We start from the raw sequence: 16,795 nt of genomic DNA, 5'->3' as shown, positions 1-16,795 counted from the left end.
GAGTAATTGTAGTTTGCTAGGATAACAATAATGGTAATTTGTGTATGGTGACAAAAGGAAAACGCTACGTTGGACTCTCCCGACAGTTGATCGGGATGATAATAGCGATCAGTACCTTATTCACAGTTATAGTGACAGGTCTCGGGTTGTATGTAGAGTACCAAAGTCGAGTTTCTTTTATCAGCTCTCAGATCGAGCAGGTCAAGGCTGGCTACCTTTCTGGTTTAACGGCAAGTTTGTGGGTTGAAGATCGAGAGCAATTGTTTGTGCAAGCCGAAGGCATCTCTCGCCTCCCTTCGGTCAGTTACCTTCTTATCGAAAGTCCCGATGAAAAAATTCTAGAGTTAGGTCAAAAGACCGAAGGCCAATCTTATTCTCAGTCTTGGGAAATGGTGCACCAGATGGGCGGCACAGACTTCCCGTTGGCGACGCTCACGGTGCAATCAGACTTGAGCATGATCCTAGATGACTTTGAAGAACGAGTGTTATTGTTGCTCGCCTTCGAAGCCGTTAAAATCTTCTTGTTGTCTCTCGTATGTTTAACCATCGTCTATCGTCTTGTCGTAAAACGTTTGATGACTATGTCTTCCCAAATCAACCAACAACAGGTCGAAGACAACAAACCGCGCTTTATAACGTCAACTCACTCTACTTACAAAGATGAGATATCGACTCTAGAGAGTAGCTATAACCGATCGGTAGAACGTATTCGTCAACAATATCAAGAGCTGGAAAAAGCCAAAGACATTGCTGAGGTGGCCAACCGCAATAAAAGTGAATTCCTTGCCAATATGAGTCACGAAATCCGTACCCCAATGAATGGGATTATCGGGCTGTCGTCTTTGCTTTCTGAAATGGATATGCCGAAAGAGCAAAAAGAGTACATCAACATGCTCAATACCTCTTCGCTTACGTTGCTCGACTTAATCAACGACATTCTCGATTACTCGAAGATCGAAGCGGGGCGACTAGAGCTTCAGCAAGAGCCGATGAAAATGATGGGCATTGCGGCCGACGTTGAATCAACCTTTCGAGTGAAAGCCGAACAGAAAGGGCTTCGATTCCAATTAGCGATCGACCCTAAGATCCCAACCATGGTGATTGGCGACGGTACACAACTAAGACAAGTCCTAAATAACTTAGTAGGTAACGCGATTAAATTTACCGAGCATGGCCACGTCACGCTCTCGCTTCGTTTGGAAGAGGTGGTTGAGCCTGAGCAAAAACTCAGAGTGAGGTTCGAGGTTGTCGACAGCGGTATCGGTATTGCAGAAGACAAACAGAAATCGGTGTTCGATAAGTTTCAACAAGCCGACGGCAGTACCACACGTATTTATGGAGGCACAGGGCTTGGTCTAACAATATGCGAGAAGATAGTGACATTGATGGGCAGCAAGCTTGAACTCACCAGTGTTGAAGGTAAAGGCAGTACCTTCTATTTTACGGCTGACTTTGACCCGTGTTTAGAAGCCGATGAAAGCAATATCGATTTCAATAAGGTTTCGGTTCTGCTTGTGGATGATAGCCAGCTGAACATGTGTATAACGTCTACACAGCTTCAATCCTTTGGCGTTAAGTCTGAGTGCTGTGAAACGGCAAACCAAGCGTTAGAGTTGGTTTCAGAGTCTGTGGCTAAGTCATCACCTTATGATCTCGTTCTGATAGACAAAGTAATGCCGTCCGTTGATGGCTTTCAACTGGCGAGAAGCTTAGTTGAACGCTTTGGTAGCGAGTGTCCCAAGTTAGTGATGATCTCTGCTGACCCTAGAAAGCAAGATGAAGCTCGTGCTAAACAAGTCGGTTTTGTTGCCTACATTGCGCGTCCTTACCAAGATAATCAGCTTAAATGGACCATCAGTGAGGTACTCGCGAGAGCGGCTGATACTTCAGTCTTTACCTATCCGAACAGAGGAGAGGTTGCGTTTAAAGACAATGAACCTGTGCCGTTAAGTAAATCTGCAGCGGTTGTTAAAGATGCTCCCATTGTCTCTGTAAACGCCACACCAGCCGATAAACAAGCTCCAATTCAAGCAGAGTCAAAACCTGTCGCAGTTGCCGGAGAATTTAGTGGTACAGTTTTAGTTGTTGAAGACTCGCGAGTAAACCAACAAGTCGCCAAGATGATGCTCAAGAAGCTTGGCTTTGAGGTTGATATTGCCGACAACGGTGAAATTGGTGTCGAGAAATTCAAAGTCAACGAATACGAGATGATTTTTATGGATTGTCAGATGCCGGTTCTCGATGGCTTCGAAGCGACCAAGCAGATCCGAGCGCTCGAAGAGGGGGCTGCAAAGCATATTCCAATCATTGCGCTGACGGCCAACGTCGTGCAGCGAGACAAGCATTTGTGCTTCGATGTAGGCATGGATGAGTTTTTACCTAAACCGGTTAACCAAGGCAAACTGAGAGAGATCGTAGCGAGTTTCTTGTCGAAAGAGACGGAATCAAACAAAGAACATGAGCAGAAAATTGTTTAGTTGAGTATCTCTAATCTTACTTTCATTAAAAGAGTAATGAGGCGAATTAGACATAGTCTTTTATGCCGTTGGTTATATTTGAAGTATCGTGTGAAAGAAATGATAAAGGTGGCCTGAAAAGACCACCTTTTTTGTATGTGTCGGTTTGAACTTAATCTCTATCGATTGCGAACGCAGACCATGCTTGACGTGTCGGCATCACTTCGACTCGGTTAATGTTGATGTGATCTGGCAAGGTTGCGATATAAAACATCTGCTCGGCAATATCCTCTGCTGACAACGGTGTAGTGCCTTGGTAAAGGTTGTCTGAAGCCGTCTGGTTACCTTTAGTTCTTACAAGAGTAAATTCCGTTTCTGCAATACCAGGGGAGAGGTCAGTCACTCGTACCCCTGTGCCTTGTAAGTCACAACGTAGGTTGTAACTGAACTGCTTTACGAACGCTTTGCTGGCACCATACACATGGCTTCCTGGGTAAGGCCACTGTCCGGCGATTGACCCAACATTGATGATTGAGCTTCCTGCGCCTTTTTTAATTAACGTAGGCAACAGCGCATGAGTAACATTAACCAAGCCTGTGACATTGGTATCGATCATAGTGTGCCAGTCTTTCAAGTCCACATCAGGCGCGCCTTCTGGTGCCAAAGCTAACCCAGCATTATTGACCAATGCGGTAATCGATGAAAATTCAGCGGGTAATGAATCAATGGCTTGTTTTACGGCGTCTGCGTCTCGAACGTCGAGTTGAATTACATGCACAGGCACCGTTAATTCTTCCTTTAGGTCGAGTAGCCTTTCGATTCGACGACCAGACAGCACTAACGACCAGTTATCTTCTGCGAAACGTTTTGCTGCCGCTTTGCCGAAACCAGAGGTTGCCCCTGTAATGAACGCTATCTTATCCATAAATACATCCTTCTAATTTGAAATTAACATAAGTAGTGCCATGCCGATCAAAATCGGCGCGGTCGTTGTTTTTGCAGACAAGTTCGGTACTGATAGATACAGTTTTTGCCCCAGTACATTGCCAATCAAAGCTGCCGGTAATAGCCATAAACCTGTGATGAACGATTCTTGGTTAAATGCGCCAATCCATATGAAGCCGATCAGTGAAATCGCTGAACTCAGCAGAAAAAACACAATCGCGGTGGCTCTCTGTTCACTGGTTTTAATGGTCAGGTTCATCAAATACGTCACTAATGGCGGACCTCCAGAAGAAGCGGTGGTCATGCTAAACCCCGAAATGGCTCCCGCCCAAAACGCGTGTCGTTGGTGCAACCAAGTGAGGCGTAAGTCCAAAATAATCAGCGTGCCAGCGACCAAAGACATCATCGCGATAAAGGCCTTCAAGCCTGATTCCGATATCGTGCTAATGAAATACAGCGAGAAAGGCACCGCAACCAACATGCCAATACACAGCGGCGCAATAAGCCGGATATTGATGGTAGTTTTACTTCGCTTGAGCAGAGGAAAGGCACTTAAAAAGTCCAACAAGATAGCGATGGTTACCGCTTGCAATGGTGGAACAATAAAGCTGAGGGAAAGCGCTACGATAATCGCAAACCCAAATCCTGAATAGCCTCGAACTACTCCTGCAAACAGAATCAATGTCATCGCTAATCCTAATTCCACTCTTGCTCACCTCTTTGCTTTTGATATTGCTGCTGCGTTAATTAGCGTTCGATGAGACCTGTCTCGTCTGCCTTTCAATCTATTCACACCTAAGAGTTTTGAATAGAGCCAGATCGACGATTGGATTGGGTCAGGCTGTTTGTTGGATCGGGGATGAGACTTGGGCTGATGTACTGGCCCAATGTTTTGTTGAAACTGACACTATGACCTCCGCCCTGTTTGGGATGAAGATTATTCCATCCGATAGCGCAGCCTTTTCAATGTCGTGTTTTGTGTCTTTCATTCTCGAAGACGAGCCAAGCACGAGCGGCTGTGAATCTAGTGTTGTTAATGGAGACGATGAAATGGAAGTATCAACAGAACAGCTTGTGAACCAAGATATTATCGACCTCGACAAGAGCGTATTTCATTCTTGGTCGATTCAAGAAGCAGCGGAGCCTATCGCCATTGCGGGTGGGCAAGGATGCAAAATGTGGGACTACGAAGGTAAAGAATACCTTGATTTTAGTAGCCAACTGGTTAACACCAACATTGGTCATCAGCATCCACAAGTGATCAAAGCGATTAAAGATCAGGCTGATTCATTAGTGACCGTTGCCCCTGCGACCGCCAACCTCACTCGTGGTTTGGCGGCTAAGCGTATCTTGTCGAAAGCGCCAAGCTCGTTTAAGAAGGTGTTCTTTACCAATGCAGGGGCAGATGCCAACGAAAATGCGATTCGCATGGCGCGACAATTCACAGGGCGCGACAAGGTGCTATCTGCTTACCGTTCTTACCATGGCAATACAGGTACTGCTATTGCTGCGACGGGGGATTTTCGTCGAATTCCAAACGAGTATAGCCGTGGGCACGTTCACTTCTTCAATCCATTTCTCTATCGAAGCGAATTCAACGCGGCGACTGAGGCAGAAGAGAGTGAGCGTGCCCTGCAGCATTTAGAGCGAGTGATTGAATGCGAAGGACCAACGGCGATTGCGGCGATTATCCTAGAGACGATTCCGGGAACGGCTGGTTTTCTCATTCCGCCCAAAGATTACCTTATCGGCGTGCGTGAGCTGGCAACCAAACATGGCATTCAGTTGATATTCGATGAAGTCATGGTCGGCTTTGGCCGCACGGGTAAGTGGTTTGCGTTTGAGCACTTTAATGTAGTGCCGGATCTGATTACTTTCGCGAAAGGGGTGAACTCGGGTTATGTGCCGGCTGGTGGCGTGGTGGTCAGCGAACCGATCGTTGAGTACTTTAAGTCAAACTTCTTTATGGGCGGCTTAACGTACTCTGGTCACCCTTTGGCGATGGCTTCTATCGTTGCAACGCTCGATGTGATGGAGCAAGAGGGCATTGTCACACACGCTGATAACGTCGGTAACAGCGTTTTAGGGCCGCTTCTACTGAGCCTTCAAGAGTTGCACCCTATGATTGGTGATGTGCGCGGCAAAGGGATGTTCTGGGCTGTAGAGCTGGTGGAAGATCGTGAAAGTAAAACACCTTTGAGCAATGAAAAAATGGGGCAATTGAAAGCGCAATTGACCAAGCGAGGCCTGTTGACCTTCATTGTGAATAACCGCATTCACGTTGCGCCACCTTTGGTTATTCAGCCAAGCGAGATAAAGAAAGGCGTTAAGATCATTGATGAAGTGTTGTTTGAACTTGCTTCTTAATTCTTCAATAAGATAGCTAGCACAGCAACCAAGGCACTTTGGCAAAGGATTCCCCGTTCTTTTCAAAGTGCTTATTTTTCCTGAGTGCTTGGCTTTTGAGTGTCTAGCTTCCAATTGGTTAGGTATAGTCGAAAAAGAGCATCGATTGATGCTCTTTTTTACGTCATTGTCTTGAATAACAACGTCTACATAACCCTTTGTGATGCTAGCTCTTCATTACCTCTGACAGCTCTTTGATGCCGGGGGCGATCAAGTCTTTGTCGATGGCGTGAAAGCCCAACCTGAAATAGGAATTGGGGTCATATTCTGACAATGCTTCACAGCCCGATTCCGTTTCGGTATTCGTCATAAAGTGTGAATAGCCTGTCTCAATCAATATGCCCTTTTGGGCGGCTCGTGAAGCTAAACGCTGGCTATTGATGTGGCTGGGCGTTTGTAGCCACAGAGAGTTGGCTTGCTCGCTTTGAGCCAGTCGCTTGCAGTCAGGTAAGTACTTCAAGACAGCATCGTTGATCAGCTTCCAGCGCTGGCGAGTGTTTTCTCTAAAGCGCCTCACAAAGCTGTCGTAGTAGCCTTGTTCAATAAAGTGCGCTACTTCCATCTGAACACGGCTTGGCGCATGTCGGTACATCAAGCGACGCAGTATTCTAAGATCGTAGATTAACTCTTCAGGTGCCACGATGTAGCCTAACCTCAAGCCGGGTGCCAGTAGCTTAGAGAAGCTGCTGACGTAGATGACTCTCCCTTCCTTGTCATTGGCTTTTAGCGCGGGTTTAGGATTCCACTCCACGTTGCACTCGGCGTCATAGTCATCTTCGATAATTACCGCGTCATTGGCTTTGGCCATTTCAAGTAACTGAGTTCGACGCTCATCACTCATGGTGACGCCGGTTGGAGCTTGATGGCTAGGCGTGACATAGAAGTGATCACACAGTGAAGAGTGCTCATTGAATCTCAATCCTTGTTCATCCACTTGATGCGGGTGTAACTGCGCGCCAGAGAGATTGAAGATGTGATTCGCTTCTTTGTAGCCGGGGTTCTCGACTCCGACTCGACTCTGATGGTTCATGAGCAAAGTCGAAATCAAATACAGCGCATTCTGCGAACCTAAGGTTATGAGGATCTCATCACTTTGGGCATGAATACCGCGCTGTGGGAGCACCCTTGTGCGTATCTGTTCGACCAGCATGTCGACGTCTTTATCGACCTTGTCGCAAAGCCAGCGGTGATCATGTGGGTCTGAGGTGACCTTTCTTGTCGCTTCTCGCCATTGAGCTAATGGGAAGTCATTGATAGAGGGTTGGCCAAAAATAAATGGGTATTGGTAACAACTCCAATGCGAGGGTTTGACGATGCGTGGGTATTGGCCCAATTGCAGCTTAACGCGTTTGCTCCAATCCGGTGCATTGTCGCTGTCGGCTGATTCAAAATGATCCAAACTCGCGTCGATAGTATCACTCGGATTTTGATACTTTTCTGAAAGGTAATAACCACTGCGAGGCTTACTGATGAGGTAGCCATCGTCGAGCAAACTGTCGTACACCAAGGAGACAGTATTGCGTGAAACACCCAATTGGCTAGACAGCTTACGACAAGACGGAAGCGCTTGTTCAGCCGGAAAAATACCATTCAATATCGCCGTCACCAAATAGCTACGTACTTGTTCTTGCAGGCTTCTTTTGGAATCAAACTCGATGAAACAATTGTGATTTATCGCCATGAGATACAGTCCTTATTCTCAGTGAACCTCAGTCCAATTTGTATAAAAAAGCAAGAAATGCGCCAGAGTTCATATTGATGTTCTAGGGACAGTTTTTTGCTATCTCAAACCCGAAAGTTACTTTGTCCCAAACTAGAAAATCGCTCTGTCCCAACCTGAAAATTAAATTGGCTCTACGTCTTCGATGCGTTCCGTTCATAAAGTAAAGGCAGGCAAATAATCTCGATAAGGAAAGCGTATGAAACAGGGAATGACGATGAAGGCATGGGTTTCAACAGCGGCAGCGACAGTTGTACTGGGTTGTTTTGGTGTTGCACAAGCGTCGGAGCTTGCAGCCATCGAAAAGCAAGGCTTCATGAAAGTGGCGACAGAAGATAACTACTCTCCATTCAACTATATCGACCGCGGTAAGCCTGCGGGGATTAACAAAGATCTGCTTGATGAACTGCGTGAATATTCGAAGTTCGATATTGAGCAAGAGATCTTACCTTGGACAGGGTTACTCGCTTCGGTATCAGCCGGTCAATATGATGTGGCGTTAACTGGCGCGATCATTACCGATGCTCGCTTGAAGGCCTTTGACTTCACACCACCGATTGCTTCAGCGCAGCATTACTTCTTAACCAGAGCTGATGCGGAAGACATTAATACGGTAGCGGATTTAGATGGAAAAACCGTGGGCTTACAAGCGGGCAGTGCTTTGCTAGAAAGGCTTCCAGAGCTAGAAGTGATGCTCGAAGCACAAGGCAAGTCTTTGGGTAAAGTGGTGCAGTATCAATCCTACCCAGAAGCGTATTCCGACTTGGCGATCGGCCGAATAGACTACGTGATCAACAGTGTGGTTTCTGTTAACGAGGTAGTGAAATCCAAAGCGAAGGTGTTCAAAAAAGGCGAGGCGGTGTCTGGTCCTGGTTTCGTGAGCTGGCCTGTTCCTAAAGAGAACCCTGAGCTTTTGGCTTATTTAACGGAATTTTTCCTGCACCTAGAGCAAACAGGAAAAATGGCGGAGTTGCAGAAGAAGTGGTTCGGTGAGTCGTTCGACCAACTGCCTTCAGAGGCCATCACTTCCGTTGAGCAGTATCACAAGCTAACAGCAGTCCAATAGATGGATAAGCATGCGCTGACACAAACAGTTAACGGCTGTTTGTGTCCATGCCAATGGGTTCAAAGCGGTTTAACCCATGAGTCATTTGCGCAAAACCTATCGAAAGAAGTCGCTTATCAAAGAGGTCGTTTATGGATTATTACGCTTGGGAACAGTTGCTACAGGGCGCGTGGGCTACGGCATGGATATCGGCAGTCTCGATTGTATTAGGTGTCGTCATCGGGCTAGTCATTGCTTTAATTCGAATGATGAAAATCCCGTTTGTGGATCAAATGCTGGGTATCTATGTCAGCTGGGCACGAGCAACGCCTTTGGTGACACTGGCTCTGTTTATTTTCCTTTCTTTTCCGTCATTTGGCATCAATTTAGATAAACACGTTTCTGCTATTTTAGCTCTCACACTCAATACATCGGCATTCAATGCAGAGATTTGGCGCAATGCCTTTCTTAACTTTTCAAAAGGACAAATGGAAGCGGCAGAAGCCATTGGTATGAGACGTATAACTTATTTTCGCCGCATCATGTTCCCGCAAATGGTGATCATGAGCCTACCAGCGCTAGTCAATGAGATGTCGTTCTTAATCAAAGGCAGCCCAGCGATTGCGGTGATCGGCATCGTCGACCTAACTCGTGTCACCAATCGAATCTCTGCGGTTACCTATGAACCACTTGGGCCGATTCTATGTGCCGGTGCCATTTACATGTTGATTATTGGCGTGTTGGTGAAGTTGCAAGCGGTGGCTGAAAACCGAGCTACTTATCTGCAGTAGTAAGTGTGGCTATCAGTAATCTACCTCAGTCACAGCTATCAACAACAACCACAGTTTAGCCGTCATGGCTACTTGGTCAGAAACACCATTTACCTGCTTGTGATGCGTTATTGAGCGGGTAAGTTTAAGGAGTAAATATGGAAGAATGGAATATTATCTGGCAACAAAAAGAGCTGTTTGCTTCAGGGTTTGTGACCACATTTTATCTTTTTGTTTCGTCTTCAATCTTGAGTTTCATCATTGGCATCGGTTTGTTGTATTGCCTCGAAAACTCAAAACTTGGTGTGAAGTACACCATCAATAGTTTGATAGGCATGATGCGCACCTTGCCGTTTCTTATCTTAGCGTACCTGCTCTATTACGGGTTGCCGCAGGTTGGTATTCGACTCGATGCGATTACAGCGGGAATCATCGCGCTAAGTCTCTATCACGGTACCTATTTTTGTGAGATTTTCCGAGGTGTTCGTAAAGGATTAGAGCCAGGTTACATCGAAGCGGCGCACGCTTATGGCTTCTCTAAATTCAAAACATTTACCCGAGTTATTACCCCAAATGTGTTGTTTAAGTCGGTTCCACTGATCACGAACCAACTCATCATCTGCTTAAAAGACACTGCGTTTCTTAGCATCATCACCGTCGCAGAAATTACCGCGGCCGCCAACAGCATTCAATCAACGTACTTCATCCCATTGAATGCGTTCATCATTGCTATCGCGCTCTACTGGGCCGTGAGTATTGCACTTGAAACCATCACCAAACGAATCCAAACCAAAGTTGAACTTAGAGGACTTAGCCATGCTTAAACAATCAGAGATTATTGAAACGGAAGCACCGATTAACCCTTCTTTGGGCGTGAATTTGGAAGTGATTGAGTGCGAGCCACTATTGGAAGAACGAGAGACGATCATCAAGGTTGAAAACCTGTCGAAACAGTTTGATGGCATCGAAGTACTGCGAGACATCAACCTCAACATCAACAAAGGCGATGTGGTGAGTATTCTCGGCTCGTCAGGTTCGGGGAAATCGACGCTACTGCGTTGCATGAACTGGTTAGAGCAGCCAGAGCGCGGCACGATTTTTATGGGTGATGAGCGTATTGGTATCAACTCTGAAACGGGTAAGCCACTCAAATACAAAGAGTTGGCGAAACTTCGAGAGCGTCTTGGAATGGTTTTCCAAAGCTTCAACTTATGGCCGCATCTCACCGTGTTGCAAAACGTCATGGAAGCGCTGGTTCATGTTAAGAAGATAGCGAAATCAGACGCCGAGGAGATGGCTCGTAAGCAACTCGACAAGGTTGGGATGTCACACAAACTAGAGAGTTACCCAAGCATGTTATCGGGTGGGCAAAAGCAACGTGTCGCGATTGCCAGAGCTCTCGCGATGGAACCGGATGTATTGCTGTTTGATGAGCCAACCTCCGCGCTCGACCCTGAATTGGTCGAAGAGGTGTTACTGGTAATGAAGAAGCTATCGCAAGAGGGTTACACCATGGTGGTGGTGACTCATGAGATGGAATTCGCGCGTCAGGTGTCGGATCAGGTGGTATTCCTTGAGAAGGGCATCTTGATTGAGAAATCCAACCCTGAGAAGTTCTTCACTAACCCAGATTCAACAAGGGTAAGGAAGTTCCTCAAGCTTGATTCATGAGCTAGATGATTCGCGCACCTTAATGTTTGATTGTTAAAAAACTCCGACTGAATCAGTCGGAGTTTTTGTATTTGTGTTGCTACCGCATTAAGAGGATGTGGTACTAGCCAATGCTATCAATGTGGATCACTACTGAGTCTGGTCGCCAGTATTCCAGTTCGCAGTCCATCAACTCGCCATCTTGCTTGTAGTTCACACGGCAGATCTTCAGCACCGGTTGACCCTCAGCCAAATTTAATGCCTTGGCGACATGCGCAGGGGCAGAGGTGGGTATCACATCAAAGCGCGAGCGTTGGGTCTCGTAGCCGTATTTTTCTCGGTAGATGCCTGTCAGCGACATGGTGAGGTTTTCTGACAACACCTTCTCAAACAACGGCGCTTTTAAGACGTTTTCAACAAACAGCACCGCTCTGCCATCAATAAAGCGTAATCGCTCAATCACGTGTATCGGGGTTATCTGTTCTATTTCTAATGCTTTGGCGTAATCGCCTGCGGCCATTTCTGTACGGGTGCTGAGCAGTCTGGTTTCTGCTATGCGGTGTTGTTCACGAATCATTTGATGAAAGTGAGAACGTGATAATGGGTTATAGCGAACACGTTCGGGTGACACATACCAGCCTCGGCGCTCTTCTCGGTATATCAAACCTTCGGTTTCTAATGAGACCAACGCATCTTTGAGCGTAATTCGTGTGGTTGAAAACAGCTCGCTGAGCTCTCTTTCGGATGGCAGTTTTTGCCCTTCGGTGAAGATGCCTGATTGAAGCTGCTCTCTAATGCTCGCCTTAATTCTGCCTAGCTGTGTCCCTGATTGCGCTGTAGCCAATGTTCTCATTACTGATCTAGTCCATAAGTTCGTGTGCTTAATAAGGTAAACCATGGAGTTAACAGGAATGTGACAGTAAACAATGGCTTATTGTCATATGAGTGAAATATAACTGCCACGTAAATGCACTCGAACTGTCAAATAACTTGCGGCAAACCGTCACATTCCGGCTATAGCATACAAAACGAACTTACTGACCTAGTCCAGAAGGATAGAGACAATGAAAACTTTGCTTAGCCGTTCAACTGTATCGCCAGCTAAATTAATCGGTTCACCTGCAAAATTGATAGGCGCAACGCTAATAACGGCAACACTTTCAATGCCAGCGATGGCGAAAGATGCTGATCTTGAGTCACTGATTGAAGCCGCTCAAAAAGAGGGTGCAGTTTACAGTGTGGGTATGCCAGACAGTTGGGCAAACTGGAAAGGCACATGGACTGACCTGAAAGCAAACTACGGTTTGAAGCATCAGGATACCGATATGAGCTCGGCTCAGGAGATCTCGAAATTTGAAGCAGAGAAAAGAAACGCAACTGCAGATATCGGTGATGTTGGTTTCGCCTTTGCACGTGTCGCTGTGCAGAAAGACGTAACGCAGCCATACAAGCCAACGACTTGGGATGACATTCCAGATTGGGCGAAAGACAAAGATGGTCACTGGGCTCTGGCTTACACAGGTACTATCTCGTTCATTTCAAACAATAATATTGTTGAAGATGCCCCAAAATCTTGGAGTGACCTACTAGAAGGCGACTACAAAGTCACTGTTGGTGACGTAGGCGTAGCAGCACAAGCAAACAACGCGATTCTAGCGGCTGCATTTGCTAACGGTGGTGATGAGTCGAACCTAAAACCAGCGATTAAATTCTTTGGTGAACTAGCGAAGCAAGGCCGTCTATCTTACACAGATCCAAGCATTGCGAACCTTGAAAAAGGCGAAGTGGAAGTCGCGATCATGTGGGACTTCAACGCATTGAACTACCGCGACAAGATCGACCGTGAGCGCTTTACGGTAAGCATTCCACAAGATGGCTCAGTGATTTCTGGTTACACCACCATCATTAACAAATACGCACAAAACCCGAACGCGGCGAAGTTGGCTCGTGAATACATCTTCAGCGACCAAGGCCAAATCAACCTAGCAGAAGGTTACGCACGTCCAATCCGTAGCAACATTACGCTACCTCAATCAGTTCAAGACAAGCTGATCTCAAACGAGCAATACAGAAATGTTCACCCAGTGACTGACTTCTCAGCATGGGAAAAATCAGCACGTCGCCTGCCACGTCAATGGCAAGAAAGCGTATTGATTCACCAGCAATAACCCCGCTTAACACGCCACCTTCAGTAGGTGGCTTTTAGAAACAAGCAATAGAGAATAGACCATGAGCAATAAGGTTATCCTTGTTGTTCTAGATGGACTGAACTATCAGGTAGCCCGTGATTGCATGGGCTACCTGAACGGTCTTCTAGAGCAAAGTGATATGTATGAGAAACAGGGCGATTTGCAGACAAAACAGAGCACTTCGCAGAGCACGCAAAAAAACAAGCTGCGCACCACGCTTTACCCTGTGCAATGTGAGCTGCCATCTATGTCACGCCCGCTGTATGAGTGCATTTTAACTGGGGTTCGCCCTGTCGAGAGTGGCATCGTTAACAACCAAATCGTGCGTTTATCGAATCACGAGTCGGTATTTAGCTTGGCGAAGTCGCAGAACAAAGTGACGGCAGCTGCGGCTTACCATTGGGTGAGCGAGTTATATAACCGAGCGCCATTTGATGCAGTACGTGACCGTTTCACCAACGATGAAACCATGAACATCCAACAGGGTTGTTTCTACCACTGGGACCACTACCCAGATGAAGCCTTGTTCTTGGATGCTGAGCACCTGCGCGTCACTCATCAGCCTGATTTTTTGCTGATTCACCCAATGAACATTGACGACATGGGACATAAGCATGGGCTGGACTCTCGCCAGTATCGCAATAGTGCACGTGGCGCGGATATCTACCTGTCGAACTACCTTGAGAAATGGGTAGACGATGGTTATCAAGTGATCATCACCAGTGACCATGGCATGAACAATGACCTGTCTCATGGTGGCATTTTGCCTGAAGAGCGCGAAGTACCTTTCTTTGTGATTGGTGATAAGTTCACACACCAAGAATGTTCAGTGAAACAGACCGACATCTGCGGCAGCGTTTGTCAGTTACTCAACCTTGAACACGATAAATCTTACACTCAGGAATTGTTGGCCCTATGAGCAGTTCTGTAATCATGCAGAGCGATGGCTCTGCGCTTAAACCCAAAACCAAATCTTTGTTTCAACGCTTCAAGCCCGCTTTGTGGCTTGCGCCTTTCGCGCTGTTCTTCTACCTGTTCCAACTGGCACCTATGGTTTGGGTGCTGATCAACAGCTTCTTCTATGACGATGAGCTCTCTCTCGAAAACTATTCTGAAATATTCGATTCTGCTTTCATGATGCAGGCTTTTGGCAACAGTTTATGGTTGTCGATTTGGTCGAGCATTGTTGGCTTAGCGATCGCGACTCTGCTCGTTTCTTCATTGCGCCGCGTTGATTCTAAAATCCGCGATGCGGTGATTGCCTTCACCAATATGAGCAGCAACTTCTCAGGCGTGCCTCTGTCGTTCGCATTCATCATCATCTTGGGCACCAACGGTGCGATCACCTTATTGCTCAAGCAGTATGGATTACTGGGCGATTTTGACTTGTACGGCAAGTGGGGTTTGCTGGCGATTTACATCTACTTCCAGATCCCATTGGCGGTGTTGTTGCTCTATCCAGCGTTTGATGCCTTGAGTGACGACTGGCAAGCCGCTTCGGCATTGCTTGGCGCGAAAACTTGGCAATACTGGACCAAAATAGCACTGCCTGTGTTGTCGCCTGCCTTGTTCGGCACCTTCATCATCTTGATTGCTAATGCGATTGGCGCCTATGCGAGTGTGTATGCGTTGACCTCGGGCAACTACAACGTGATTACGATTCGAATCGCGAGCTTAGTATCAGGCGACTTGTTCCTAGAGCCAAACCTAGCCGCTGCAATTTCCGTGATTTTGATGGCGATGCTGGCCTTCATCACAGTGATTAACCAATGGCTGATCAGTAAAAGCTACGCAGGGAAGAGAAAGTAATGAACACCGTAAATACTCGCTTTCATAAAACGGTTGTCTATTCGATTGTCGGCATCATGATGATCCCGATCTTAGCGACCTTTATCTACTCGATCTCTTCTCGATGGGGCGCAACGATCCTGCCGGATGGCTTCACGTTAGATTGGTACATCAACCTGCTGACCGATCCTCGCTTCTTGCAAGCCTTTGGTCGTTCACTGTTTATCTGCGTGGCGGCACTGTCATTGAGTGTGGTGTTGGTCTTACCTGCGATTTTCGTGGTGTTTTACTATTTCCCGAAACTCGACAAGGTGATGAATATCCTGATTTTATTGCCGTTCGCGGTGCCGCCAGTAGTGTCGTCAGTCGGCTTGCTTCAGCTGTATGCAGACAGCGAAATCTCACTGATAGGCACGCCGTGGATTTTGATTGGTACTTACTTCACCATCGCGCTGCCATTCATGTACCGCGCGATTGCCAACAGCTTTGAAGCAATCAACTTGCATGACTTGATGGACGCTGCTCACCTGCTCGGTGCAAGCACCACCAAGGCGTTCTTGTTGATTATTCTGCCAAACCTTAAGAAAGGCTTAATGGCGTCGCTGTTCTTGTCGTTCTCGTTCCTACTGGGCGAGTTCGTGTTCGCCAACATCTTGGTGGGTACACGTTACGAGACGCTGCAAATCTACCTATACAACATGCGTCAAACCAGCGGCCACTTCACGTCAGCCCTAGTGATGACGTACTTCCTGTTTATTTTCTTACTGACTTGGTTGGCAAGTCGTTTCAGCCAGGGAACAAAATAATGAGCTATGTAAATGCAAAAAACCTCACCAAGAGCTTTGGTGACAACACGGTGTTTGAAGGTATTGAATTTTCCATCGAGAAGGGCGAATTTATTACTCTGCTTGGCCCAAGTGGCTGTGGTAAATCAACTCTACTGCGCAGCTTGGCAGGCCTGAATCCTGTTGATGGTGGCGAGATCTGGGTGAATGGCGAAGAGATTACTCACCAAGTGCCACAACAGCGTGGCATCGGCATGGTGTTTCAATCTTATGCACTGTTCCCGAACATGACGGTTGAGGGCAACATTGCGTTTGGCCTCAAGATGAAAAAGCTTGCTGCTGACGAGATTAAACGCGAAGTCGCGAAAGTGATTGGGCTGGTGGATTTAACGGGCAAAGAGAAATTCTACCCGCATCAGCTATCGGGCGGACAGCGTCAGCGAGTCGCCTTAGCTAGAGCCTTGGTGGTCAAGCCGCGTATTCTATTGCTCGATGAGCCACTTTCAGCGTTGGATGCGAAGATCCGAAAGCACCTACGCCAACAGATCCGAGATATTCAAAAAGAGATGAACCTGACCACGATCTTCGTGACCCACGATCAAGAAGAGGCGATGATCATGTCTGACCGCATCTTCTTGATGAATAAAGGTGAGATCGTACAAGCAGGCACACCCGAAGAGATCTACACTCAACCTGCCAATGAGTTTGTTGCTGGCTTCATGGGGCACTACAATCTGGTGCAAGCGAACAAGGCTAAACAACTGTTTAATATTGAAACCGAATGGAAAGTGGCGATTCGCCCTGAATCTATCTACGTTAAAGAGCAAGGCCGACAGTATGGCGAGCATATCTCCGCGCCGAAAACGGGCACCATTCGCAACCACCAGCTGCTGGGTAACGTGATTCGCTACCAAGTGGACGTTGATGAATGTGAATTAACGGTCGATTTACTTAACCGCTCCTCTGAGCGACTGTTGGCAAACGGCAGCCAACTTGAACTCCTATTTAACCTAAACGAAATTCAACCTGTGAGAGCCTAAG

General features: G+C 46.9%; 15 protein-coding genes. 11 read left to right on the top strand and 4 right to left on the bottom strand.

Going from position 1 to position 16,795, the window contains the following annotated elements; translation table 11 throughout:
* Positions 1 to 44: 44 nt before the first annotated feature.
* Positions 45 to 2,477 carry a response regulator gene (locus tag AB4371_RS07155; RefSeq protein ID WP_372149335.1) on the top strand — a complete coding sequence of 811 codons (2,433 nt, stop codon included), beginning with the start codon at positions 45 to 47 and terminating at the stop codon, positions 2,475 to 2,477.
* A gap of 151 nt (positions 2,478 to 2,628) precedes the next feature.
* On the opposite strand, the gene AB4371_RS07150 is transcribed toward AB4371_RS07155, so the two are convergent.
* Entirely contained in the window at positions 2,629 to 3,381 is a 753-nt protein-coding gene (locus tag AB4371_RS07150) for an SDR family NAD(P)-dependent oxidoreductase (protein WP_017061222.1), read from the bottom strand.
* 12 nt (positions 3,382 to 3,393) lie between these two features.
* On the bottom strand, positions 3,394 to 4,089 hold the full coding sequence (locus tag AB4371_RS07145; protein WP_017061223.1) for a sulfite exporter TauE/SafE family protein: 696 nt from the start codon (positions 4,087 to 4,089) through the stop codon (positions 3,394 to 3,396).
* A gap of 362 nt (positions 4,090 to 4,451) precedes the next feature.
* Here AB4371_RS07145 and AB4371_RS07140 point away from each other — a divergent pair, with 362 nt between their 5' ends.
* A complete protein-coding gene (locus tag AB4371_RS07140; protein WP_017065135.1) occupies positions 4,452 to 5,768 on the top strand; it encodes an aspartate aminotransferase family protein in 1,317 nt (438 codons plus the stop codon).
* Between the two features lie 205 nt (positions 5,769 to 5,973).
* Here AB4371_RS07140 and AB4371_RS07135 read toward each other — a convergent pair whose 3' ends face one another.
* Positions 5,974 to 7,488 (bottom strand): PLP-dependent aminotransferase family protein, encoded by a 1,515-nt coding sequence (locus tag AB4371_RS07135; RefSeq protein ID WP_372149333.1) that lies wholly within the window; start codon positions 7,486 to 7,488, stop codon positions 5,974 to 5,976.
* A gap of 238 nt (positions 7,489 to 7,726) precedes the next feature.
* Here AB4371_RS07135 and AB4371_RS07130 point away from each other — a divergent pair, with 238 nt between their 5' ends.
* The 4 genes from AB4371_RS07130 (at position 7,727) to AB4371_RS07115 (ending at position 11,013) form a co-directional block, all read left to right on the top strand.
* Entirely contained in the window at positions 7,727 to 8,593 is an 867-nt protein-coding gene (locus tag AB4371_RS07130; protein WP_102332332.1) for a transporter substrate-binding domain-containing protein, read from the top strand.
* Positions 8,594 to 8,724: 131 nt separating this feature from the next.
* On the top strand, positions 8,725 to 9,363 hold the full coding sequence (locus tag AB4371_RS07125; protein ID WP_102332331.1) for an amino acid ABC transporter permease: 639 nt from the start codon (positions 8,725 to 8,727) through the stop codon (positions 9,361 to 9,363).
* Positions 9,364 to 9,500: 137 nt separating this feature from the next.
* Entirely contained in the window at positions 9,501 to 10,166 is a 666-nt protein-coding gene (locus AB4371_RS07120; protein ID WP_017061228.1) for an amino acid ABC transporter permease, read from the top strand.
* Positions 10,159 to 11,013 carry an amino acid ABC transporter ATP-binding protein gene (locus tag AB4371_RS07115; RefSeq protein WP_017065130.1) on the top strand — a complete coding sequence of 285 codons (855 nt, stop codon included), beginning with the start codon at positions 10,159 to 10,161 and terminating at the stop codon, positions 11,011 to 11,013. Before AB4371_RS07120 ends, AB4371_RS07115 begins: the two co-directional genes overlap by 8 nt.
* A gap of 103 nt (positions 11,014 to 11,116) precedes the next feature.
* Here AB4371_RS07115 and AB4371_RS07110 read toward each other — a convergent pair whose 3' ends face one another.
* Complete coding sequence (locus tag AB4371_RS07110; protein WP_372149332.1) at positions 11,117 to 11,845, bottom strand: UTRA domain-containing protein; 729 nt, start codon at positions 11,843 to 11,845, stop codon at positions 11,117 to 11,119.
* A 211-nt stretch (positions 11,846 to 12,056) separates the two neighbouring features.
* On the opposite strand from AB4371_RS07110, the gene AB4371_RS07105 reads away from it, so the two are divergent.
* The 5 genes from AB4371_RS07105 (at position 12,057) to AB4371_RS07085 (ending at position 16,794) form a co-directional block, all read left to right on the top strand.
* Positions 12,057 to 13,160 (top strand): ABC transporter substrate-binding protein, encoded by a 1,104-nt coding sequence (locus AB4371_RS07105; protein WP_372149330.1) that lies wholly within the window; start codon positions 12,057 to 12,059, stop codon positions 13,158 to 13,160.
* A gap of 61 nt (positions 13,161 to 13,221) precedes the next feature.
* A complete protein-coding gene (locus AB4371_RS07100) occupies positions 13,222 to 14,100 on the top strand; it encodes an alkaline phosphatase family protein (protein WP_372149329.1) in 879 nt (292 codons plus the stop codon).
* The gene (locus tag AB4371_RS07095; protein ID WP_372102643.1) at positions 14,097 to 14,990 is read left to right on the top strand and encodes an ABC transporter permease; all 894 of its coding nucleotides are present in this window, start codon (positions 14,097 to 14,099) and stop codon (positions 14,988 to 14,990) included. The genes AB4371_RS07100 and AB4371_RS07095 overlap by 4 nt, the downstream gene beginning before the upstream one ends.
* A complete protein-coding gene (locus tag AB4371_RS07090; protein ID WP_004732591.1) occupies positions 14,990 to 15,775 on the top strand; it encodes an ABC transporter permease in 786 nt (261 codons plus the stop codon). Before AB4371_RS07095 ends, AB4371_RS07090 begins: the two co-directional genes overlap by 1 nt.
* Positions 15,775 to 16,794: an ABC transporter ATP-binding protein gene (locus AB4371_RS07085; protein ID WP_372149327.1), complete on the top strand. Its 1,020-nt coding sequence runs from the start codon at positions 15,775 to 15,777 to the stop codon at positions 16,792 to 16,794. The genes AB4371_RS07090 and AB4371_RS07085 overlap by 1 nt, the downstream gene beginning before the upstream one ends.
* Position 16,795: the final 1 nt, after the last annotated feature.

Source organism: Vibrio sp. 10N.261.51.A3 (assembly GCF_041471965.1).
GTDB classification, from domain to species: Bacteria; Pseudomonadota; Gammaproteobacteria; order Enterobacterales; family Vibrionaceae; genus Vibrio; species Vibrio crassostreae_C.
This window is presented reverse-complemented; position numbering and strand designations above follow the sequence as displayed.